The 16,467-nt window shown below is 72.6% G+C and carries 15 protein-coding genes and 1 pseudogene; 8 read left to right on the top strand and 8 right to left on the bottom strand.

What is annotated here, in order from left to right; genetic code table 11:
* Nucleotides 1-131 precede the first annotated feature (131 nt).
* Nucleotides 132-2,411, top strand: coding sequence for an FUSC family protein (locus ACFYO9_RS30245; RefSeq protein ID WP_388666727.1), 2,280 nt, complete (start codon nucleotides 132-134; stop codon nucleotides 2,409-2,411).
* A 78-nt stretch (nucleotides 2,412-2,489) separates the two neighbouring features.
* Here ACFYO9_RS30245 and ACFYO9_RS30240 read toward each other — a convergent pair whose 3' ends face one another.
* Both ACFYO9_RS30240 and ACFYO9_RS30235 read right to left on the bottom strand, forming a co-directional pair.
* A complete protein-coding gene (locus ACFYO9_RS30240; protein ID WP_358776474.1) occupies nucleotides 2,490-3,029 on the bottom strand; it encodes a hypothetical protein in 540 nt (179 codons plus the stop codon).
* Nucleotides 3,030-3,085: 56 nt separating this feature from the next.
* Nucleotides 3,086-3,658, bottom strand: coding sequence for an XRE family transcriptional regulator (locus ACFYO9_RS30235; protein WP_355815464.1), 573 nt, complete (start codon nucleotides 3,656-3,658; stop codon nucleotides 3,086-3,088).
* Between the two features lie 96 nt (nucleotides 3,659-3,754).
* Between ACFYO9_RS30235 and ACFYO9_RS30230 the strand changes: the two genes are divergently transcribed.
* Nucleotides 3,755-4,036 carry a hypothetical protein gene (locus ACFYO9_RS30230; RefSeq protein WP_358776472.1) on the top strand — a complete coding sequence of 94 codons (282 nt, stop codon included), beginning with the start codon at nucleotides 3,755-3,757 and terminating at the stop codon, nucleotides 4,034-4,036.
* Between the two features lie 224 nt (nucleotides 4,037-4,260).
* On the opposite strand, the gene ACFYO9_RS30225 is transcribed toward ACFYO9_RS30230, so the two are convergent.
* Together ACFYO9_RS30225 and ACFYO9_RS30220 are read right to left on the bottom strand one after the other, a co-directional pair.
* Nucleotides 4,261-5,685, bottom strand: a complete 1,425-nt coding sequence (locus ACFYO9_RS30225; RefSeq protein ID WP_358776470.1) for an FG-GAP and VCBS repeat-containing protein — start codon at nucleotides 5,683-5,685, stop codon at nucleotides 4,261-4,263.
* Nucleotides 5,686-5,825: 140 nt separating this feature from the next.
* Entirely contained in the window at nucleotides 5,826-6,506 is a 681-nt protein-coding gene (locus ACFYO9_RS30220) for a DNA alkylation repair protein (RefSeq protein ID WP_358776468.1), read from the bottom strand.
* Nucleotides 6,507-6,652: 146 nt separating this feature from the next.
* Here ACFYO9_RS30220 and ACFYO9_RS30215 point away from each other — a divergent pair, with 146 nt between their 5' ends.
* Nucleotides 6,653-7,414 carry a PIG-L family deacetylase gene (locus ACFYO9_RS30215; RefSeq protein WP_358776466.1) on the top strand — a complete coding sequence of 254 codons (762 nt, stop codon included), beginning with the start codon at nucleotides 6,653-6,655 and terminating at the stop codon, nucleotides 7,412-7,414.
* Nucleotides 7,415-7,518: 104 nt separating this feature from the next.
* Here the strand turns inward: ACFYO9_RS30215 and ACFYO9_RS30210 are convergent, their stop codons facing one another.
* On the bottom strand, nucleotides 7,519-9,486 hold the full coding sequence (locus ACFYO9_RS30210) for a M13-type metalloendopeptidase (protein ID WP_355815477.1): 1,968 nt from the start codon (nucleotides 9,484-9,486) through the stop codon (nucleotides 7,519-7,521).
* A gap of 310 nt (nucleotides 9,487-9,796) precedes the next feature.
* On the opposite strand from ACFYO9_RS30210, the gene ACFYO9_RS30205 reads away from it, so the two are divergent.
* Nucleotides 9,797-10,930: a hypothetical protein gene (locus tag ACFYO9_RS30205; RefSeq protein ID WP_388666724.1), complete on the top strand. Its 1,134-nt coding sequence runs from the start codon at nucleotides 9,797-9,799 to the stop codon at nucleotides 10,928-10,930.
* Nucleotides 10,931-11,098: 168 nt separating this feature from the next.
* Nucleotides 11,099-12,130: a tetratricopeptide repeat protein gene (locus ACFYO9_RS30200; RefSeq protein WP_358776464.1), complete on the top strand. Its 1,032-nt coding sequence runs from the start codon at nucleotides 11,099-11,101 to the stop codon at nucleotides 12,128-12,130.
* Here ACFYO9_RS30200 and ACFYO9_RS30195 read toward each other — a convergent pair.
* Nucleotides 12,120-12,506: a PPOX class F420-dependent oxidoreductase gene (locus ACFYO9_RS30195; RefSeq protein WP_358776462.1), complete on the bottom strand. Its 387-nt coding sequence runs from the start codon at nucleotides 12,504-12,506 to the stop codon at nucleotides 12,120-12,122. The genes ACFYO9_RS30200 and ACFYO9_RS30195 overlap by 11 nt on opposite strands.
* 117 nt (nucleotides 12,507-12,623) lie before the next feature.
* On the opposite strand from ACFYO9_RS30195, the gene ACFYO9_RS30190 reads away from it, so the two are divergent.
* Both ACFYO9_RS30190 and ACFYO9_RS30185 read left to right on the top strand, forming a co-directional pair.
* Nucleotides 12,624-13,238: a CGNR zinc finger domain-containing protein gene (locus ACFYO9_RS30190; RefSeq protein ID WP_358776460.1), complete on the top strand. Its 615-nt coding sequence runs from the start codon at nucleotides 12,624-12,626 to the stop codon at nucleotides 13,236-13,238.
* A gap of 88 nt (nucleotides 13,239-13,326) precedes the next feature.
* Nucleotides 13,327-14,262, top strand: a complete 936-nt coding sequence (locus ACFYO9_RS30185; protein ID WP_358776458.1) for a TioE family transcriptional regulator — start codon at nucleotides 13,327-13,329, stop codon at nucleotides 14,260-14,262.
* A gap of 23 nt (nucleotides 14,263-14,285) precedes the next feature.
* Here the strand turns inward: ACFYO9_RS30185 and ACFYO9_RS30180 are convergent.
* Together ACFYO9_RS30180 and ACFYO9_RS30175 are read right to left on the bottom strand one after the other, a co-directional pair.
* Nucleotides 14,286-14,534: pseudogene (locus ACFYO9_RS30180) on the bottom strand (DUF952 domain-containing protein); the annotation flags it as partial.
* 74 nt (nucleotides 14,535-14,608) lie between these two features.
* Nucleotides 14,609-15,481 carry an ABC transporter substrate-binding protein gene (locus tag ACFYO9_RS30175; protein ID WP_358776456.1) on the bottom strand — a complete coding sequence of 291 codons (873 nt, stop codon included), beginning with the start codon at nucleotides 15,479-15,481 and terminating at the stop codon, nucleotides 14,609-14,611.
* Between the two features lie 327 nt (nucleotides 15,482-15,808).
* Between ACFYO9_RS30175 and ACFYO9_RS30170 the strand changes: the two genes are divergently transcribed.
* Nucleotides 15,809-16,387: an NAD(P)H-dependent oxidoreductase gene (locus ACFYO9_RS30170; protein WP_355815496.1), complete on the top strand. Its 579-nt coding sequence runs from the start codon at nucleotides 15,809-15,811 to the stop codon at nucleotides 16,385-16,387.
* Nucleotides 16,388-16,467 lie beyond the last annotated feature (80 nt).

Raw genomic sequence — 16,467 nt, 5'->3', positions numbered from 1 at the left:
ACCCTACTCGATGGCCGGGGCCGCCCTCCACAGCCCTCCCGACCAGGCTTGATCCCCTCGAATGCCGTCGTGCGATGCTGGGGCAACGCCGGAGGCACGACGAGAGCGACGACGGGGAGCACGGCATCACGATGGCAGTGGTACGACGGACGGCGAAGGGCATCTGGGACCGTTACTCGGCATCCGACCCCGGACTGCTGCGGCTCATGGCGGGGCTGCGCACGGTCGGGGCGATCCTTCTCGCGCTCGCCGTGCTCGCGCTGCTCGGCACCTCGGTGACCCATCTCGTCGCGGGCGCGATGACGGCCATGGTGGCCACGTTCGCGATCCAGGAGAAGGAGACGCGGGGGCAGGCGATCACGCTGGCGCTCGGCCTGCCGGTGGCCCTCGCGGCGATCTCGCTGGGGGCGTTGCTCAACCACCGGGTGGTGGCCGGGGACGCCTTCTTCATCCTGCTGATCTTCGGCGCCGTCTACTCCCGCCGGTTCGGCGACCGGGGCACCGCGCTCGGCCTCATCGGCTTCCAGGTCTACTTCGTCTCGCTCTTCGTGAGCGCGACCGCGGGCAAGCTGCCCGGGCTCTTCCTCACGCTGACCGTGGCCTTCGCGTGCAGCGCGGTCGTACGGTTCGCCGTCGTGCCGGAGACGCCGGAGCGCACCCTGGCGCGGCTGCGCGAGGCGTTCCGGGCCCGCCTCGCGCAACTGATCGCCCACCAGATCGACCTCCTGGACGCGGACGCCGGCTCCTCCGACGGCCCCGAGAAGGTCCTGGACGACCTGCGGCGCAGCACCGCCCGGCTGCACGAGGCGGCGCTGATGATCCAGGGCCGCCTGGAGGAGGGCACGCGGGACGCGGCCGCGGCGGCGCTGCTGCAACGCAGGGTCGCCGACGCCGAGATCGCCGCGGAGCGCCTGGGCGTCCTGCTGCTCAACGCCCGCAGCGCGGAGCGCGTGGAGACCCTCACCCTGCACCTGCCGAGCGCCCCGCTCGCCATGCCGCGGCGCGCCCAGATCGGCCAGGACGCGGGCACGGCCCTGCGCCGCGATCTCCGGGCACTGCACCTGCTGGTGGTCCGCCTGGTCCCCGACGACCACGGCACCGCACTGCCGTACGTACGCAACAGGCTGCTCGGCTACCGCGAGGAGCAAGGGCTCCCGCAGGGGTCACCGGCGATCCAGGACTGCTTCCGCGCGGTCGGCGAGGCGGCCCGTGCCATCTCCGGTCTGCGCCTGGCCGTCGACGGGGCGCAGGACGAGGAGTACGACAGCCCGGAGGCCGCCCGGTCCCGCGAGGAGTTCGAGGCCGAGGAGATCTCGATCTCCGGCGAGGCGGCGGAGGCCGAGGAGGAGGAGCCCGCCGGTCTGCGGCGCCCCACCACCAGGGCCGCCGTGCAGGTCTCGGTCGGCTCGGCGCTGGCCATCGTCGGGGGCGAGTTCCTGTCCACGCAGCGGTGGTACTGGGCGGTCCTGACCTGCTGGGTGGTCTTCCTCAACACCGCGTCGACCGGCGAGATCATGGTCAAGGGCTACCGCCGCCTGGTCGGCACGGTGCTCGGCGTGGTGGCCGGGGTGGCGCTGGCCGGCGCCGTCGGGAACCACACGTGGGCCGCGTTCGCCCTCGTACTGCTCTGCGTCTTCGGGATGTTCTTCACCGCGCCGCTGTCCTACGCGCTGATGTCCTTCTTCGTCACCGCGATGCTGGGCCTGCTCTACACGCTGCTCAACACCTACAGCCTCGACGTCCTCGTGCTGCGGATCGAGGAGACGGCGCTCGGCGCGGCCTGCGGCATCATCGCGGCGGTCGTGGTGCTTCCGGTGCGCACCTCGCACCGCACCGACGAGGAGCTCGGCACCGTCCTCGCCCGGCTGCGCGACGTGGTGTCCGCGGCGGTGTCGCAGCTCAGCGGCGGGCCCGCGATCGACCTCGTGGACCTGGCACGGGACTTGGACACGGCACTGGACGATCTGCGCAAGTCCACCAAGCCGTTGACGCATCCGATCGCCCCGCTGCGGGCCCGGCGGCAGACCGCCCGTTACATCGTCGCGCTCCTGGAGACCTGCGCGTACCACGCCCGTTCGCTGGCGGCGACGGCCGAGTTGGTGCCCTCCAGCAAGAGCGTCGCGGCCGACGCGCGGCTCGCGCTCGCCGGGCGGCGCATCACGCACAACATCGATCTGATCGCGGCGCGGGTGCGTGACGAGGAGACCGACGGCACCATCGAGTCGGGTGCGAGCATCGCGTCGATGCTGGACAGCGGCGGCCACGAGGTGCTGCGCACCGGGTCGGTGGCCTTCCGCGTGCTGCGGCATCTGCAGCGGCTCGACGAGGGGATCGTGGGTCTGGCCCGCCCGCTCGGGGTGCCGCTCGCGGCGCCCGACGAGAGCGGCGCGGCGGCCTCGCGCGGGGCCTGAAGGCATGGAGCCGCGCGGGACTTGAGGGCAGGGAGCCGCGCGGGACTTGGGGCGCGGGGCTTGAGGCGCGGCACCCTCTTACGCCTCGCGCAGCTCCGCGACGACCTCGCGCAGTACTGGGGCGGGGACGTCCGGCAGCAGCATCGCGAAGGCCAGCACGAACTTGCCCAGCAGGAAGGTGGTGTCCGGCGTTCTGCGCACGATGTCCTGGACCTCCGTCACCTTCCCGGCCGCGACGGCCTCCAGGAGCTCTGCCGCGGCCGGTCCCGTGCCGTCCTCCGTGAGCACGGACCGCTCGCCGAAGTCGGCCCGGCGCGCCATGTGCCGCAGCACCCGGTCGCCCGCCTCCGGCAAGTACGCCTTGCGCACGCCCTCGTTGGCGATCCAGCACAGCGCGGAGATCAGATCGGTGGTCGGCTCGTCGGTGTCGAACTCCGCGACGAGGGCGTCGTACGCGACCTGGTTGCCGTGCCGGAACGCGAGCAGCAGCCGCGCCGCCCGCGCCTTGGCCTCGGCCACCTGCGCCACCGACACCTGTTCGTCGGAGAGCCGCGCCCCGGGCACCCGCGCCGCGGTCGCCTCGACCTGATCGCCCGATTCCTGCTTGTTTACGCCCATCTGGCACATGTTAACGATCAACGTGCCGGGCGGCGATGCACCGCTCGTGCCCTGTGTCAGACGTCGGCCACATGCACCCGTTCGCCCTGCTGACCGTAGAGGGCGATGGTCTCGGCCGGGATGTCGTCGCGGGCGTTGCCGATCCAGTGCGGGGTCTCGGTGTCGAACTCGGCCGCCTCGCCCGCCGCGAGTTCCGTCCGGGTGTCGGTCAGGACGAGTTGGACCGTGCCGCGCAGCACGTAGAACCACTCGCGGCCGGGGTGCACATGGAACTGCGGCGGCGGAAGCTTAGACAGCGGCGGGTAGATCACCTTGTACGCCCGCATCCCGCCCGTCTTGACGCCCAACGGCACGAACGTCAGGCCGTCCTTGCGGAAGGGACGCAGATGGACGCGCGGATCACCGGTGGCCGGTGCGGCGACGAGTTCGTCGATCGGCACGGCGTAGGCGCGCGCGAGCGGCAGGAGCTGTTCCAACGTCGGGCGCATGTGGCCGCGTTCGAGGCGGGAGAGGGTGCTCTGCGAGAGCCCGGTGCGCTCCGCCAGGGTGGCGAGGGTGAGGCCGAGGGCCTGGCGGAAACCGCGCAGCCTCGGCCCGACGTTCCGCAGGACCACCTGGTCATCCGTCACTGCCGAGTTCTCCCTCGCCCTTGATCCGCACACGCCGCGTCTTGCAACCCTGCAAAAAACCGCGCCGTTCCGCAAGGCTCCTCTGAGGATCACGCCATGACACCGACAGCACGGACGACACCGAACCGAAGCAAGCAACATCCCCTCCTCCGCCGCCGCCTGGCCCTCGGCGCGGCGGCTTCGTACGACGCCGCGACCAAGTACGACAAGGCGTTCAACGCGACCTTCCAGCACAAGTTCGCCACGGCGCGCGGGGTGCGCATGCACTACGTCACGGGCGGCAAAGGCCCCGCGCTGGTGCTGCTGCACGACCGGATCGGCCTCGACGACTTCGGCCTGGTGGCACACGACCTCGGCGCCGGTGTCGGGGCGCAGTAACCCAAGTCGCTTACGGCGGCTCGGCGTTCGGCGGCACGCGGACCCGGCCGCCCTTCACCGGGGCGGAGACCGACGAGTACGTCCGCACCTACGGTCGCCCGGCCGCCCGGCACGCGGGGTTCGAGCTCTACCGCACCCTGGACGAGGACGAGCGCGACAACACCGCGGCCGGAGAATCCCGCGGCGGTGACCCGCGAGATCCTCTCGTTCACCGCCGAGTGACGTCAGGAACCGTACGCACTGGTCGGCATGGACCGGCCGAAGTACGTGTACGGGGCCGTGGAGAGGCCCAGCGTCGCCGCCGAGAAGCTGACGCTGTGCGCGGAGCTCACGCCGGAGGCGGAGCCGCGCAGGCTCCACAGCGCGCCGTTGCTCGTGTTCTCCATGGGCGCGGCGGCGGCCAGGTCGGCGTGGCCGTCCCGGTTGGTGTCGGTCAGCCGCACGGCGGAGCCGAACCGGTCGTACGCCTCGTTCGCACCCGGCACTCCGTCGCTTCCCTGGTGCACGACCTGCGCGCCGGCGCCGGTGAGCCCGTCGGCCGAGCCGCGCAGGACGACGACCTCGCCGGTGTCGGCGACCGAGCCGACGGTCTCGAACTCGACGCCCACGGCCGCGTCGGCGCGCCCGTCGCCGTCCACGTCGCCGGCCGCGACGGCCTCGCCGAAGGCGTCCCCGTCCTCGGTGGCGCCGGGCACGCCCGTGCTGTCCTGGGTGAGGGTGCGGCGGTGGGACACCGTCAGGCCCTCGGCGCCGCCCGCGTAGGCGGTGACGGCGTCGGCGTCCGGCGAGCCGAGGAGCAGGTCGTCGCGGCCGTCCCCGTCGAAGTCGCCGGCGGCCGCCGAGTGTCCCTCGTCCGGCAGGGCGGTGTACGCGCCGGCCGCCCCCGGGTAGACGAGTGAGGCCCCGTCGAAGCTGCCGTCCTCGTCGTAGCGGCCGGAGACCACGAGGTCGTCCTTGCCGTCTCCGTCGAAGTCACCGGCCGCCAGGGAGCGGTAGTACTCGGAGCTGTCCCCGACGATCGCGGTCTTCAGCTGACGCTGCCCGTGGGCGCCCGACTTGGTGACGCCGCCGAGGATCCACACGTCGTTGCTGCCGGTGCCGACGGCCAGGTCGGGGCTGCCGTCGCCGTCGAAGTCGCCGACGGCCAGACGGTTGCCGAAGAGGTCGTGGGCGGCCGGGGCCGGGTCGGCCAGCGTCGTACCGCCGGACAGTCCGGACTTGGAGCCCCACAGGACGGCGACGGTCCCGCCGTCCACGTCGTCACCGACCTTCTCGTGCGGCGTGCCGGCGACGACGTCGGTGTAGCCGTCGCCGTTCAGGTCACCGGTGGCGAGGGCCGATCCGAACCGGTCGCCCTTCTCCGCGGCGCCGGGAACACCGGCCGAGTTCTGCGTGACGATCTGGGCGCGATCGGCCGAGACCCCGCCGGACGATCCGGTGTTCACGACGATCGCGCCGGCGTCCTCGACGCCCGACACGGTCGCTTCGGACGCGGTGACCAGGTCGCCGTAGCCATCGCCGTTCACGTCGCTCCGGCCGCTGGGAGAGGCGGCGGGCGCGGCGTGAGCAGCGGGTACGGCGACGAAGAGGCCGGCCGCGAGAGCGACGGCGAGGGCGGGGGCGGTGCGGTGGAGATGGCGGTTGTACATGGACCCTTCTCTGTCGGTGGGTGCGCCGACGGCGGTCGCCCGAAGTCCTGGTGCTCTTCGGTACGACAGCTGCGGCATGGACAAGACACACACCGATGTCGAAAGGTTGTACGAGTTAATCAGGCCGGTCGGCTGGTGGCTCAGCCGGACTTCTGTCGCCGCACCATCTCGGCGATCCAGGTGGGCGCGTACGGAGACGTGCACCCCGCGGGGGTCGGGTAGTCCTTGAGCACCGCCAGGCGCTCACCGATGCCGACCACCCGGTCGCGGTGCTCCGGGTGCTCGATCCCGATCTGGGCCAGGCAGTGGTTCATCGCCCACTGCAGACGGTCCGGGGCGCTCTTCAGCTCCGCCTCGATGGTGTCGAGCAGCCTGTCGAGGTCGAGGCCCTCGGGGTTCTTCGCCACGCGGTCGGTGGTCAGCGCCCAGCCCGCGGCGGCGACCACCGGATCCGGATCGGCGAGCCAGGCCGAGCGCAGCTCCTCGCGGTGCGGGCTCTTCTTCACCACGTAATTCACGAGCCAGTCGTGCACCTTGGGCCCGCGCGCCGCGCGCAGCATGCCGTCCAGCTCGGCGCGCTCGAACAGCTTCGGCCGGCAGATCAGGGTCGCGAGCAGCTGCGCCGCCGTGTCGTCGGTCGTCCAGAGCACGCGGGCGAGCTCGTGCCGCGTCTTCAGCCGCTTGGCGAGAGCGCGCAGCTTGCCGAGGTTCACCCCGTGATCGTCGCCGTGCCTCTCGTTCACCCGGCGGATCTTCGGGTCCTCCAGCTCGGCGAGCTCGGCCATGACCTCGCCGACCTCGGCCACCGTCGTATCGGCCATGTCGGCCTCCTCCCGTACCTCGACTGCGGACTTCAGCCTACGAGCCGTCTTCCGGCGGCGACCGCACAGCCGCACCGGCACCAGCACCAGTACCAGCACCAAATCCCGCCTATGCTGCGCACTCCCTTCGGAGAGGAGCCCCTCCCATGTCCGCCGAACCCAGTCTGCTGGCCGTCTTCGCCCACCCGGACGACGAGTCCCTGGCCGCCGGCGGCGTGCTCGCCCGGCACGCGGCCACGGGCGCCCGCACCGCCGTCGTGACGGCGACCTGGGCCGAAGGAACGCACCGCGCGGCCGAGCTCGCCGAGGCGCTGCGCATCCTCGGCGCGGGCGGTCCGCGGCTGCTCGGGTACGCCGACGCGCGCGTCCCCGAGTCGGCCCCCGGCGCGCCCCGGTGGTGCGACGCGCCGCTCGACGAGACCGTACGACGCCTCGTGGCGCACATCCGGGAGTTCCGCCCGCAGATCCTGGTCACCCACGACGCGTACGGCGGGCCCAGCGGCCACCCGGACCACGTGCACACCCACCGGATCACCGTGCTCGCCGCCCAGGCCGCCGGGCTCGGACAGCTCTACCCGGACGCCGGCGAGCCCTGGCAGCCGGGCGCCCTCTACCTGGCCACGTTCCCGGCCTCCGCCGTGGCGGCCCTCGGCGACGTGGCCGGCGCGCGCAAGGCGGTGTACGGCGTGCCGGACGAGCAGGTCACGGCGACCGTGGACGTCGGCGCCTGGCTGGAGCGGAAGCTCGCCGCGGTCTTGGCGCACCGCAGCGAGGTGGAGCGGGGAGCCCTGCCGGGGCTCGTCGCCGCTCTGCCGCAAAGTGAGCGGGAGCGGCTGTTCTCCGTGGAGTGGTACATCCGTCATGACCTCGCCCCGGTCGTGGGGCCGCAGACGGCTCTCACCCCGTGAACGACGCGGTGGCGCCGCGGGACGAGCCCCGCGACGCCACCGTGTCCGTATGACCGCGCGCGTATCACCGCGTGCGCCTCACACCATGCGCGTCTCCATGCGCGTCACCAGATCCGGACGCGCTCCGCGGGGTCGAGCCAGAGGCCGTCACCCTTCGCAGTACCGAACGCCTCGTGGAACTCGTCGAGGTTGCGCACGATGTTGGCGCGGAACTCCGGCGGCGAGTGCGGGTCGATGGTGAGGTACTGCTGCTCCTGCTCCGTGCGGCGCTTGGCGCGCCAGCAGTACGCCCAGTTCATGAAGAGCCGCTGCGAGCCGGTGAGGCCGTCGCTCTCCGGCATCGGCGCCCCGTCGAGCGAGATGAGGTACGCGGTGTGGCCGATGGTCAGGCCGCCCAGGTCGCCGATGTTCTCGCCGACGGTCAGCGAGCCGTTGACGGACTCGCCGGGGAGGTTGCGCGGCGAGAAGCCGTCGTACTGCTCGACGAGCGCCTTCGACTTCGCCTCGAAGGCGGTCTTGTCGGCGGCGGTCCACCAGTCGTTCAGGTTGCCCTTGCCGTCGTACTGCGCGCCCTGGTCGTCGAAGCCGTGGCCGATCTCGTGGCCGATGACCGAGCCGATGCCGCCGTAGTTCTCCGCGGGGTCGGCGTCGGGCGAGAAGAACGGCTTCTGCAGGATGCCCGCGGGGAAGCAGATCTCGTTGGTGCCCGGGTTGTAGTACGCGTTGACGGTCTGCGGCAGCATGAACCACTCGTCGCGGTCGACCGGCCCGCCGATCTTGGCGACCTGCCGGTCGGTCTCGAACGCGGCGGCCGCCTGCGCGTTGGCGAGCAGGTCGTCGGCCGAGACCTCCAGCGCGGAGTAGTCGCGGAAGGTGTCCGGGTAGCCGATCTTGGGGCGGAACGTGGCGAGCTTCTCGTACGCCCGCTCCTTGGTCTCGTCGGTCATCCAGTCCAGGCGGGCGATCGACTGGCGGTAGGCCTCCAGGAGGTTGGCGACGAGGTCGTCCATGATCGCCTTGGAGGACGGCGGGAAGTGCCGCGCGACGTACTCCTTGCCGACGGCCTCGCCCATCGCGCCCTCGACGAGGGCGACGGCGCGCTTCCAGCGGGCGCGCAGTTCGGGGGTGCCGTTCAGCGTGCGGCCGTAGAACTCGAAGTTGTTCCGGACGAATTCGTCGGACAGGTACGGCGCGCAGCCGCGGAGCACCCGCGTCATCGCCCAGTCCCGCCACTGCTCCATCGGCACCTCGGCGAGGACCGTGGAGAGGTGGGCGAGGTAGGACGGCTGGCGGACGCACGTCTCGGCGATGGTGGCGTCCGAGCCGCCGAGTCCGGCGACGAAACCGCGCCAGTCGAACTCCGGCGCCAGCGCGGTCAGTTCGTCGAGGGTGGTGAGGTTGTAGGTCTTCTGCACGTCACGGGTCTCGGCCCGCTCCCAGTGCCCCTCGGCGAGCCTCGTCTCCAGCGCGAGCACGGTCCGCGCGGCAGCCGCGGCGTCCGGGTGCTTGCCGAGGGTGAGGAGCTCGGTGAGGTGGGCGAGGTACTTCTCGCGGATCTCGGCGAACTTCTCCTCGCGGTAGTACGACTCGTCGGGCAGGCCGAGGCCGCCCTGGAGGACGTTGAAGAGGTAGCGGTCGGAGTCGCGGTCGTCCGTGTCGATGTACGAACCGAAGAGGCCGGAGCCGCCGACGCGCTCGAAGCGGCCGAGGAAGGCGGCGAGCTCCCGGGTGTCCCGCAACGCCGCGACCTCGTCGATCAGCGGCTGGGCCGGCGCCAGGCCACGGGCGGCGACGGTCTCCTCGTCCATGAAGGAGGCGTAGAGCGCGGCGATCTTGCGCGCGTCCTCGGAGGCCGCGGCGGGATCGGCCGCCGCCTGCGCCGCCAGTTCCTGGATGATCGTCTTGACCTGCTGCTCTGCGGTGTCGGCCAGCTGCACGAAGGGGCCCCAGCTGGAGCGGTCGTCGGGGATCTTCTCGGTGTCCAGCCACACGCCGTTGACGTGGCCGAAGAGGTCGTCCTGCGGCCGGATCTCGGGGTTCATGCCCGGGCGGGCGTCATCCAGAATGCTCATCCGGGCAGCCTATGCGAGCGGCCGCCCCGGCACGACGGCCATCCTGGCGGTGACCGGGAGGAGCCGCAGGTTACGGGGAGGAGCCACAGGTGACCGGGAGGCGTTGCAGGTGACCGGGAGGGGGCACAGGTCACCGGGGCGGGGTCACAAGAGCACGCCAACTCGCGCGCAAACCATCCCAATAGGAGCGATAAGGTATTGCGTCAACCTCCGTACGCCTGTGACACCCAGGAGAACCCCCGTGACCGTAGCCTTCTCCCCCTCCGAGGATGCCACCGCCTCCGAGGCCGGCGCCGCCCCCGAGGAAGCCATGTGGTCCGCGGAGCCCGACGCGGCGGAGCTGATCGCCGAGGACGCCCGTGACTTCGGTGTCTACGCCCGCACCGGCGGCTGGGCCTTCGGCCTCAAGGTCGCCCGCAGCGTGCGGCCGGGCGGGCAGGGTGCCGACGAGACGCCCAAGGTCTCGGCCAAGGCGTTCGCCGAGCTGGCCGGCTGCTCGGCCGACCGCGTCATGCGCTACTACAAGGCCTGGGACAAGGCCGCCGACGACGGGATGGTGCCGCACTTCGAGGCGCTCTCCCCCGGCATGGAGGTCGAACTCCCCGACGCCGACGTCTGGTTGTCGTACTACACCGCCCGCTCCAGCGCCCTCACCCGGCGCGGCGAGGCGATCTCCGAGGCGGCCGAGGCCGAGGGCATCCGCCCCACCAAGGCCCTGGAGGTCGCGGAGAACCCCACCGCGCTGCGCGCCGCCATCCTCGCCGACCCCGGCACCGCCGAAGCAGCCCGCAAGGCCCTGATGGACCGCCTCGACGAGGACCCGGCCCTGCGCACCGAACTGGTCCGCGACATCGTCCGCACCGACGACCTCAAGAAGGCCGTGGCGGCCGAGGCGAAGGCGGGCGACCGGGTCGGCTACGTCCGCCAGATCGTCGAGAAGGGCCAGGTCAAGACGCCCGCAGGGCAGATGATCGACGCACCGGCCGAGCTGCGCGAGGAGGCCGAGCGCCATCTGTCCCTCATCGACGAGCTGGACGAGGGCGAGGAGTCCGGCGAGTGGGCGCGCGAGGCGTACGACACGGTCAGGGACATGGTCGCGCAGACCGTCCAGAGCGACCCGGAGCTGCGCGTGCAGGAGCGGCGCGCGAAGTTCTACAGCAGCCTGCAGAAGGCCACGAAGGTCTTCGAGGAGCTGACGTTCGACGACGTGGAGGAGATCGACGACATCTACGAGGACGACATGGTGCGCCGCCTCGAAGACCTCCAGCAGGCTATCGGCGCGTGCATCAGCGCCCTGCAGACGGCCACGGCCCAGCAGGCCGCGACCGCCCACCAGTCGGAGCCCGCCCAGCAGTCGGAGCCCGCCCCGGAGTTGGAGCCCGCTCAGCAGTCGGCACCGGGCCAGCAGGAGCAGGACGCTTCGCAGGAGCAGAGCGCTTCCTGACGGCGTCCGCGCGCTCGCGTCCCGTACGTCCCGAGGTTGATCACGGTCCCCCTGTGTAGCACTCGAGTCGTACTCGATGACCCGTAGCGGGAGGGATTCGCCGCCCCCGCCCCGGCTCGTAGCTTCTTGATCACGTCACCACGCCACCGATCGAGAGGCCTCGGATCCATGGACGTCAAGGCATTCGCGCCGGAGTACCAGGGCGAACTGGGCTCGGAGCTGTCCGTCAACTCCTCGTACGAGGACGTGCGCGCGACAGCCCGGCGCGCGCTCGCCCGGGCGGACGGTCCCGCCGAGCGGGCGCGGGCCGCCCTCGCGCTCGCCGAGGCGAACCGGCGCCTCGGACGGGTCGACGACGCGGGCGCGGCGTGGCGGCAGAGCTACCGCAGCGCCCGCACCACCGGGGAGGCCGGACCGATGGCGTGGGCGCTGTGGAGCGGCGGCACCCTCGCGCGCCAGTGCGGGGCGCTGCCGCTGGCCCGGCGGCTCCTCGCGCACTCCGTCGAGCTGGCCAGGCGGGGCGGCGACCGGCTCGCGCACGGGTACGCGCTCGCCGGGCTCGCCGAGACGGGGCGCATCCAGGGGGACTACACGGCCGTCGCCGCGCTCCACGAGGAGTTGCTGGAGCAGGGGCGGGCGCACGGTGAGGCGCGGCACATGGTGTGGGCGATGACCGGGATAGCGCAGATGCACCGCAACCGCGGCGACCACGCGAAGGCTCTGGAGCTGTTCGAGGAGTCGGTGCGGATCTCCACCGACGCGGACGACGCGCGCGGGCGCGCCTGGTCGCTGCGGGGCGTGGCCGACGTGCTGTCGCTGCGGGGCGAACCGGACCGGGCGCTGGAGCTGCTGTCCGAGGCCGAGGTGGTGTGCCGCGCGATGAACCTGGCGAGCGCGCTGGCCTACAACCACAAGATGCGTGGCAACGTCCTCTACCGCGCCGGGCGTTACGCGCAGGCCGAGGAGACGTACGGCGTCGCGCTGGCGGAGTTCGACGCGATGCGCGAGCCGCGCGGCTCGGCGCTTTCGCGGCTCGGTCTGACGAAGTCCCGGGCAAGGCTCGGGCGGGGCCGGGAGGCGACACTCGCCGAACTGGCCGAGTTGGAGGCCGACTTCGGGCGGATGGGCCTGCGGCACGCCCGCGAGACGGTGGTCGCCTTCCGCGCCGAGACGGCGGCGCCCGCGGCCGTCAGCGCGTGAGGGTGATGCGGATCCCGACGGTGCCGTCCAGGCCGCGCCGGACGCGGCTGCCGAAGAGGGTGACGAAGCCGAGTACCCCGTACTTGTGCAGGATGAGGCTGCGGTAGCGGGCGGTGACGTCCGGGTCGCAGATCTCGGCGGTGGCGGGCACCTGCTCGCCGGTGGGGTTGCCCCGCCGGTCGCACGGTCCGACCATGACGTCCACGCGGCGGCGGATCCGCTTCACCTTCCACGAGTCGCCGGGCGTCCAGATCCCGAGCCCGTCGTCGTCCGCGACGCCCCAGACCGGGGTCGGGACCGGGGTGCCGTCCTTCCGGTAGCTGCTGACCAGCAGGTATTTTCCGGCGCTGAGCTGTGTCAGCAGGGTGTCGACCATGCCGAGAGTCTAGGACCGCCCCGCACCCGGCCGGCGACCACCGGCCACCAGCCACCAGCCACCAGCCACCAGCCACCAGCCACCAGCCGGGGACTCGTAACTTCTTATATTGGTTACATGGAACCCCCCGGCATCACGATGCGCTCCCGCAGCGGTTCCACGTACCGCTTCGATCCCGGCGCGCTCAGCCTGGAGCTGCTGACCACCGGAGGCCCGGGCGAGTTCCGGCGTTACGAGGTGCTGCACGCGCCCGGCGATCTGGTGGCGTGGGCGGAGCGGTCGCGCCTGACGCCGACGCCCGCGCTGAAGGTGACCCGGGCCGAGGTGGCATTCGCCCGGCGACTGCGAGACGCGCTGTTCCGCGTGGCGACCGCGCGCGCCTCGGGCGGCGCCGACGAACCGTACGACATCGACACCCTCTCCGACATCGGCACCCTCAACGAGGCGGCCGCCCACGCTCCGCTGATCCCCACGATCACTCCGGGTGGCGCGCGGGGCTGGGCGGACGGCGCCGACGGCACCCGGCTGCTCGCCACGGTCGCGCGTGACGCCGTGGACCTGCTGACCGGCCCGTTCGCCCACCGCATCCGGATGTGCTCGGCCGAGAACTGCGCCCTGGTCTACGTCGACACCTCCCGCCCCGGCCGCCGCCGCTGGTGCTCGATGGAACACTGCGGAAACCGCAACAAGGTACGGACGCTGCGCGCCCGCCGCTCGGAGGGGAGTGAGTGAGCGGGCCCGGCCCCGCTCATAGGATTCCGGGGACGTCATGCAGCCCCGGTACCGACCGGCCGGGAGAACGTCGCCGGGAGGGTCACCGATGAGCAGTCAGAGCACGGGGCGACGGGCGGGGGCGGTCGCCGGGAGCGCCGGAGCGCGCAAGTACGCCCCGCGCGGCGCAGGTGACAGGGACTCCTCATCCGGCGCCGGTGCTCTCCGGTCCGTCGATCTGGCCCGTACGGCCGGCGTCTCCCCGCAGCAGATCCGGAACTACGCCGACGCGGGCATCCTGCCGGCCGCCCCGCGCTCCCCCGCCGGGTACCGCAGGTTCGACGCGGGACACCGGGCGGCCCTGGTCGCCTACCGGTCCCTTGCCCGCGGGTACGGTTCGGGCACGGCGCGGGCGGTCATGCGGGCCGTGCACGCGGGTGACGTGCCGGGGGCGCTGGCCCTGCTGGACGCCGGCCATGCCGAGTTGCACGAGCAGCGCGGGTCCCTGCGGGCGACCGGGGAGGCGCTGCGGGCCGTCGCGGAGGACGGGCCGTCCGCACCGCCCTTGCCGCGCGCCCGGCTGCGCATCGGTGAGGTGGCCGCCCACCTCGGCGTACGCACGTCGGCCCTGCGGGTCTGGGAGGCCGCCGGGCTCCTGGCGCCGTCACGCGACCCCGGCACGCACTACCGCTCCTACCTCCCCGCCGACGTCCGTGACGCCCGCATCGTCCACCTGCTCCGGCAGAGCCACCACCTGCTGCCGCAGATCCGCCCGGTCCTCGACGACCTGCGGCGCAGCGGCGGCGTCGGCGCGCTCCGTACGGCCCTGGCGCAGCGCGAGAGGGCACTGAACCTGCGGGCGCGGGCGATGCTGGAGGGGGCGGCCAGGCTGCACGACTACCTCGCCGACCGCCCTTCGGGCGAGGAGCCGTCCGCCTCTTCCGGGTCGCGGGGTGCGGCCGCGGGAGTGCCCCCGGCACCGACGCCCGGGGACGACGGCCACGGGGACACCTCCGTCACCGCGTCGACCGGCAACGGGCCGTAGATGTGCGGGAATTCGGCGCCTCCGGGCTCGGCGGCCTCGTAGCGCAGCGGAGCCGTGAGGCGGTCGCTGTCGATGGTGAGGACCACGAGTTCGTCGGGGCCGTCGTAGCCGCCGTAGAGAAACTCGGCGACGCCGCGCAGCTGGGCCGCCGTCGAGCAGTGGATGAAGCCCACCTCGCTCAGCGTCTTCCCGCGCGTCGACCTCTCGTACGTCCCCGAATCCCGGGCGGCGTCCCACAGGGCACGCTCGGTGATGTGCAGCAGTCGCGTCATGGATCAACGGTACGTGCCGCCCGGGGGACATCCGGTGCGGACCTTCGCGCGGCACTGTCTGTCTGCCTGCCGGGTCAGGCCTTGAGGGGTTGCGCCGCCTCCAGGGCCTCGGCGACCAGGGTCAGGTAGCGGGCGTGTTCCCTTGCGCTGGGCGGCAGTTCAGGGTTCCACGGCAGGACGGGGACGCCCGGCCCGAAGGCGTCCCCCAGCACCGCGGCGTTGCTGCGCACATCGGTCAGGACGATGTCGGGCTCCAGCGCGGCCGCCTCCGCCCAGCCCGTGGTGGACCAGTTGGCGCCCTGTCCCGGCTCCGGATCCACGAGGCCGACCCCGGCTGCGGCAAGCGCGGCGAGGTCCGGCCAGGCGTACGGCCTCGCCAGGTGGACGGAGTCGGGCCCCGCCGGGGAGAGGGCGAGCACGCGCGGTCGTGCGGGGCCCGCGGCCGCGGCCGTCAACCGCCGCTCCGCCGAGGCGAGTTCGGCATCGGCTTCGGGCTGGGGCTCCGCGCCCAGGCTGCGGGCGAGCGCGGTGAGCCGGTCCCTGATCCCGGTGAGGCTGCGCCCGCCGCCGACGTCGAGCACCACGAACGGCACCTGTTCCTCCAGGTGTTTGGCCGCCTCCGGGTCGATGCCGTACACCTGGCCGGTGCCGTAGGTGAGCGCCACGATCAGGTCCGGGGCGGCGGCGAGGAGGGCGTCCAGGTCGAGCGCCGAGCCCGCGCCGAAGTAGGGCAGGTCCGCGATCGGGAGGCTGCCGGCCTTCGCGGGGTCGGGCACGGCCGGGTCGTCGTGCGCGGAACCGAACAGTCCGGCGAGCCCTATGCCGTGGTCGTGCAGCGCCGCGCCGGTCGGCAGGTAGGCGACCGGCCGGGACGGGCGGCGCGCGGTCCTGACCAGGTGGTTCCGGTCGTCGGTGAACTCCCATTCCCGGGCCGTGTCTTGTGCCATGATCTCCGACTCCTCCTGCCGTCCCGGGCCGCGGCCCGTCGCGCCGCGACCGTTGCGGTGCTACCTGCCCGGGCGCACCCCGGAGTACACGGCGACGGTCCCGCGCGCCCCTCGACGACGCCGCGCGCCGCAGGGCGGGCTCGTCCGGTCGACCTAGTCCTCGCGTGGTTCAGGCCTAGTACTTGCGCAGGTACCGATCCCGGTCGTGCGACAGATGTGGCAGAGGGGCACCCCTTCGTAACTTTCTCGGTGTCCGCACCGCGAAGCACAGCACAGCACCGCACAGCACAGAACCGCACAGCACCGCACCGAGGAGACGGAACAGACATGAGCAGCACCCAGCAGACCCTCAAGGTGGCCGTCGTCGTCGCGAGCACTCGGGAGGGCCGGTTCGCGCCGACCATCGCCGACTGGTTCACCGGACTCACCGCACAGCGGCCCGATCTGGAGGTCGACGTGATCGACCTGGCCGAGGCGGGCCTCCCCGACCGCCTCTCCAAGAACCCGGGCCCGGAGGTCACCGACATCACCCGCCGACTCGACGGCGCCGACGCGTTCGTGGTCATCACACCCGAGTACAACCACAGTTTCCCGGCGTCGCTGAAGACCGTGATCGACTGGCACTACACCGAGTGGCGCGCCAAGCCAGTGGGCTTCGTCAGCTACGGCGGGCTTGCGGGCGGTCTGCGCGCGGTCGAGCATCTGCGGCAGATCTTCGCGGAGCTGCACGCGGTGACGGTGCGCGACACGGTCAGCTTCCACGGGGTGTGGGACCACTTCGACGCGTCCGGCGCGCCGAGGGAACCGGCGGGAGCGGAGGCCGCGGCCAAGACGATGATCGACCAGCTCATCTGGTGGGGCCACACCCTGCGCGACGGCAAGTCCGCCCGCCCGTACGCCGCGTGAGGCCTCGGGCCCTCTGTCCGGGGCGGCGCGTCGCCGCGCACCTGGCCTGCGGAACAGGGCCTCGTACCCCCGATCCGCCG

Source organism: Streptomyces sp. NPDC005863 (genome assembly GCF_042871345.1).
GTDB lineage: Bacteria > Actinomycetota > Actinomycetes > Streptomycetales > Streptomycetaceae > Streptomyces.
This window is presented reverse-complemented; position numbering and strand designations above follow the sequence as displayed.

What these genes read in the sequence shown, in the direction of transcription:
- ACFYO9_RS30190 (WP_358776460.1), top strand. Translation starts at nt 12,624, where the DNA reads ATGGAACCCCCCGGCATCACGATGCGCTCCCGCAGCGGTTCCACGTAC.
- ACFYO9_RS30175 (WP_358776456.1), bottom strand. Translation starts at nt 15,481, where the DNA reads ATGGCACAAGACACGGCCCGGGAATGGGAGTTCACCGACGACCGGAAC.
- ACFYO9_RS30220 (WP_358776468.1), bottom strand. Translation starts at nt 6,506, where the DNA reads ATGGCCGATACGACGGTGGCCGAGGTCGGCGAGGTCATGGCCGAGCTC.
- ACFYO9_RS30210 (WP_355815477.1), bottom strand. Translation starts at nt 9,486, where the DNA reads ATGAGCATTCTGGATGACGCCCGCCCGGGCATGAACCCCGAGATCCGG.
- ACFYO9_RS30245 (WP_388666727.1), top strand. Translation starts at nt 132, where the DNA reads ATGGCAGTGGTACGACGGACGGCGAAGGGCATCTGGGACCGTTACTCG.
- ACFYO9_RS30240 (WP_358776474.1), bottom strand. Translation starts at nt 3,029, where the DNA reads ATGGGCGTAAACAAGCAGGAATCGGGCGATCAGGTCGAGGCGACCGCG.
- ACFYO9_RS30225 (WP_358776470.1), bottom strand. Translation starts at nt 5,685, where the DNA reads ATGTACAACCGCCATCTCCACCGCACCGCCCCCGCCCTCGCCGTCGCT.
- ACFYO9_RS30195 (WP_358776462.1), bottom strand. Translation starts at nt 12,506, where the DNA reads ATGGTCGACACCCTGCTGACACAGCTCAGCGCCGGAAAATACCTGCTG.
- ACFYO9_RS30205 (WP_388666724.1), top strand. Translation starts at nt 9,797, where the DNA reads ATGTGGTCCGCGGAGCCCGACGCGGCGGAGCTGATCGCCGAGGACGCC.
- ACFYO9_RS30200 (WP_358776464.1), top strand. Translation starts at nt 11,099, where the DNA reads ATGGACGTCAAGGCATTCGCGCCGGAGTACCAGGGCGAACTGGGCTCG.
- ACFYO9_RS30185 (WP_358776458.1), top strand. Translation starts at nt 13,327, where the DNA reads ATGAGCAGTCAGAGCACGGGGCGACGGGCGGGGGCGGTCGCCGGGAGC.
- ACFYO9_RS30215 (WP_358776466.1), top strand. Translation starts at nt 6,653, where the DNA reads ATGTCCGCCGAACCCAGTCTGCTGGCCGTCTTCGCCCACCCGGACGAC.
- ACFYO9_RS30230 (WP_358776472.1), top strand. Translation starts at nt 3,755, where the DNA reads ATGACACCGACAGCACGGACGACACCGAACCGAAGCAAGCAACATCCC.
- ACFYO9_RS30170 (WP_355815496.1), top strand. Translation starts at nt 15,809, where the DNA reads ATGAGCAGCACCCAGCAGACCCTCAAGGTGGCCGTCGTCGTCGCGAGC.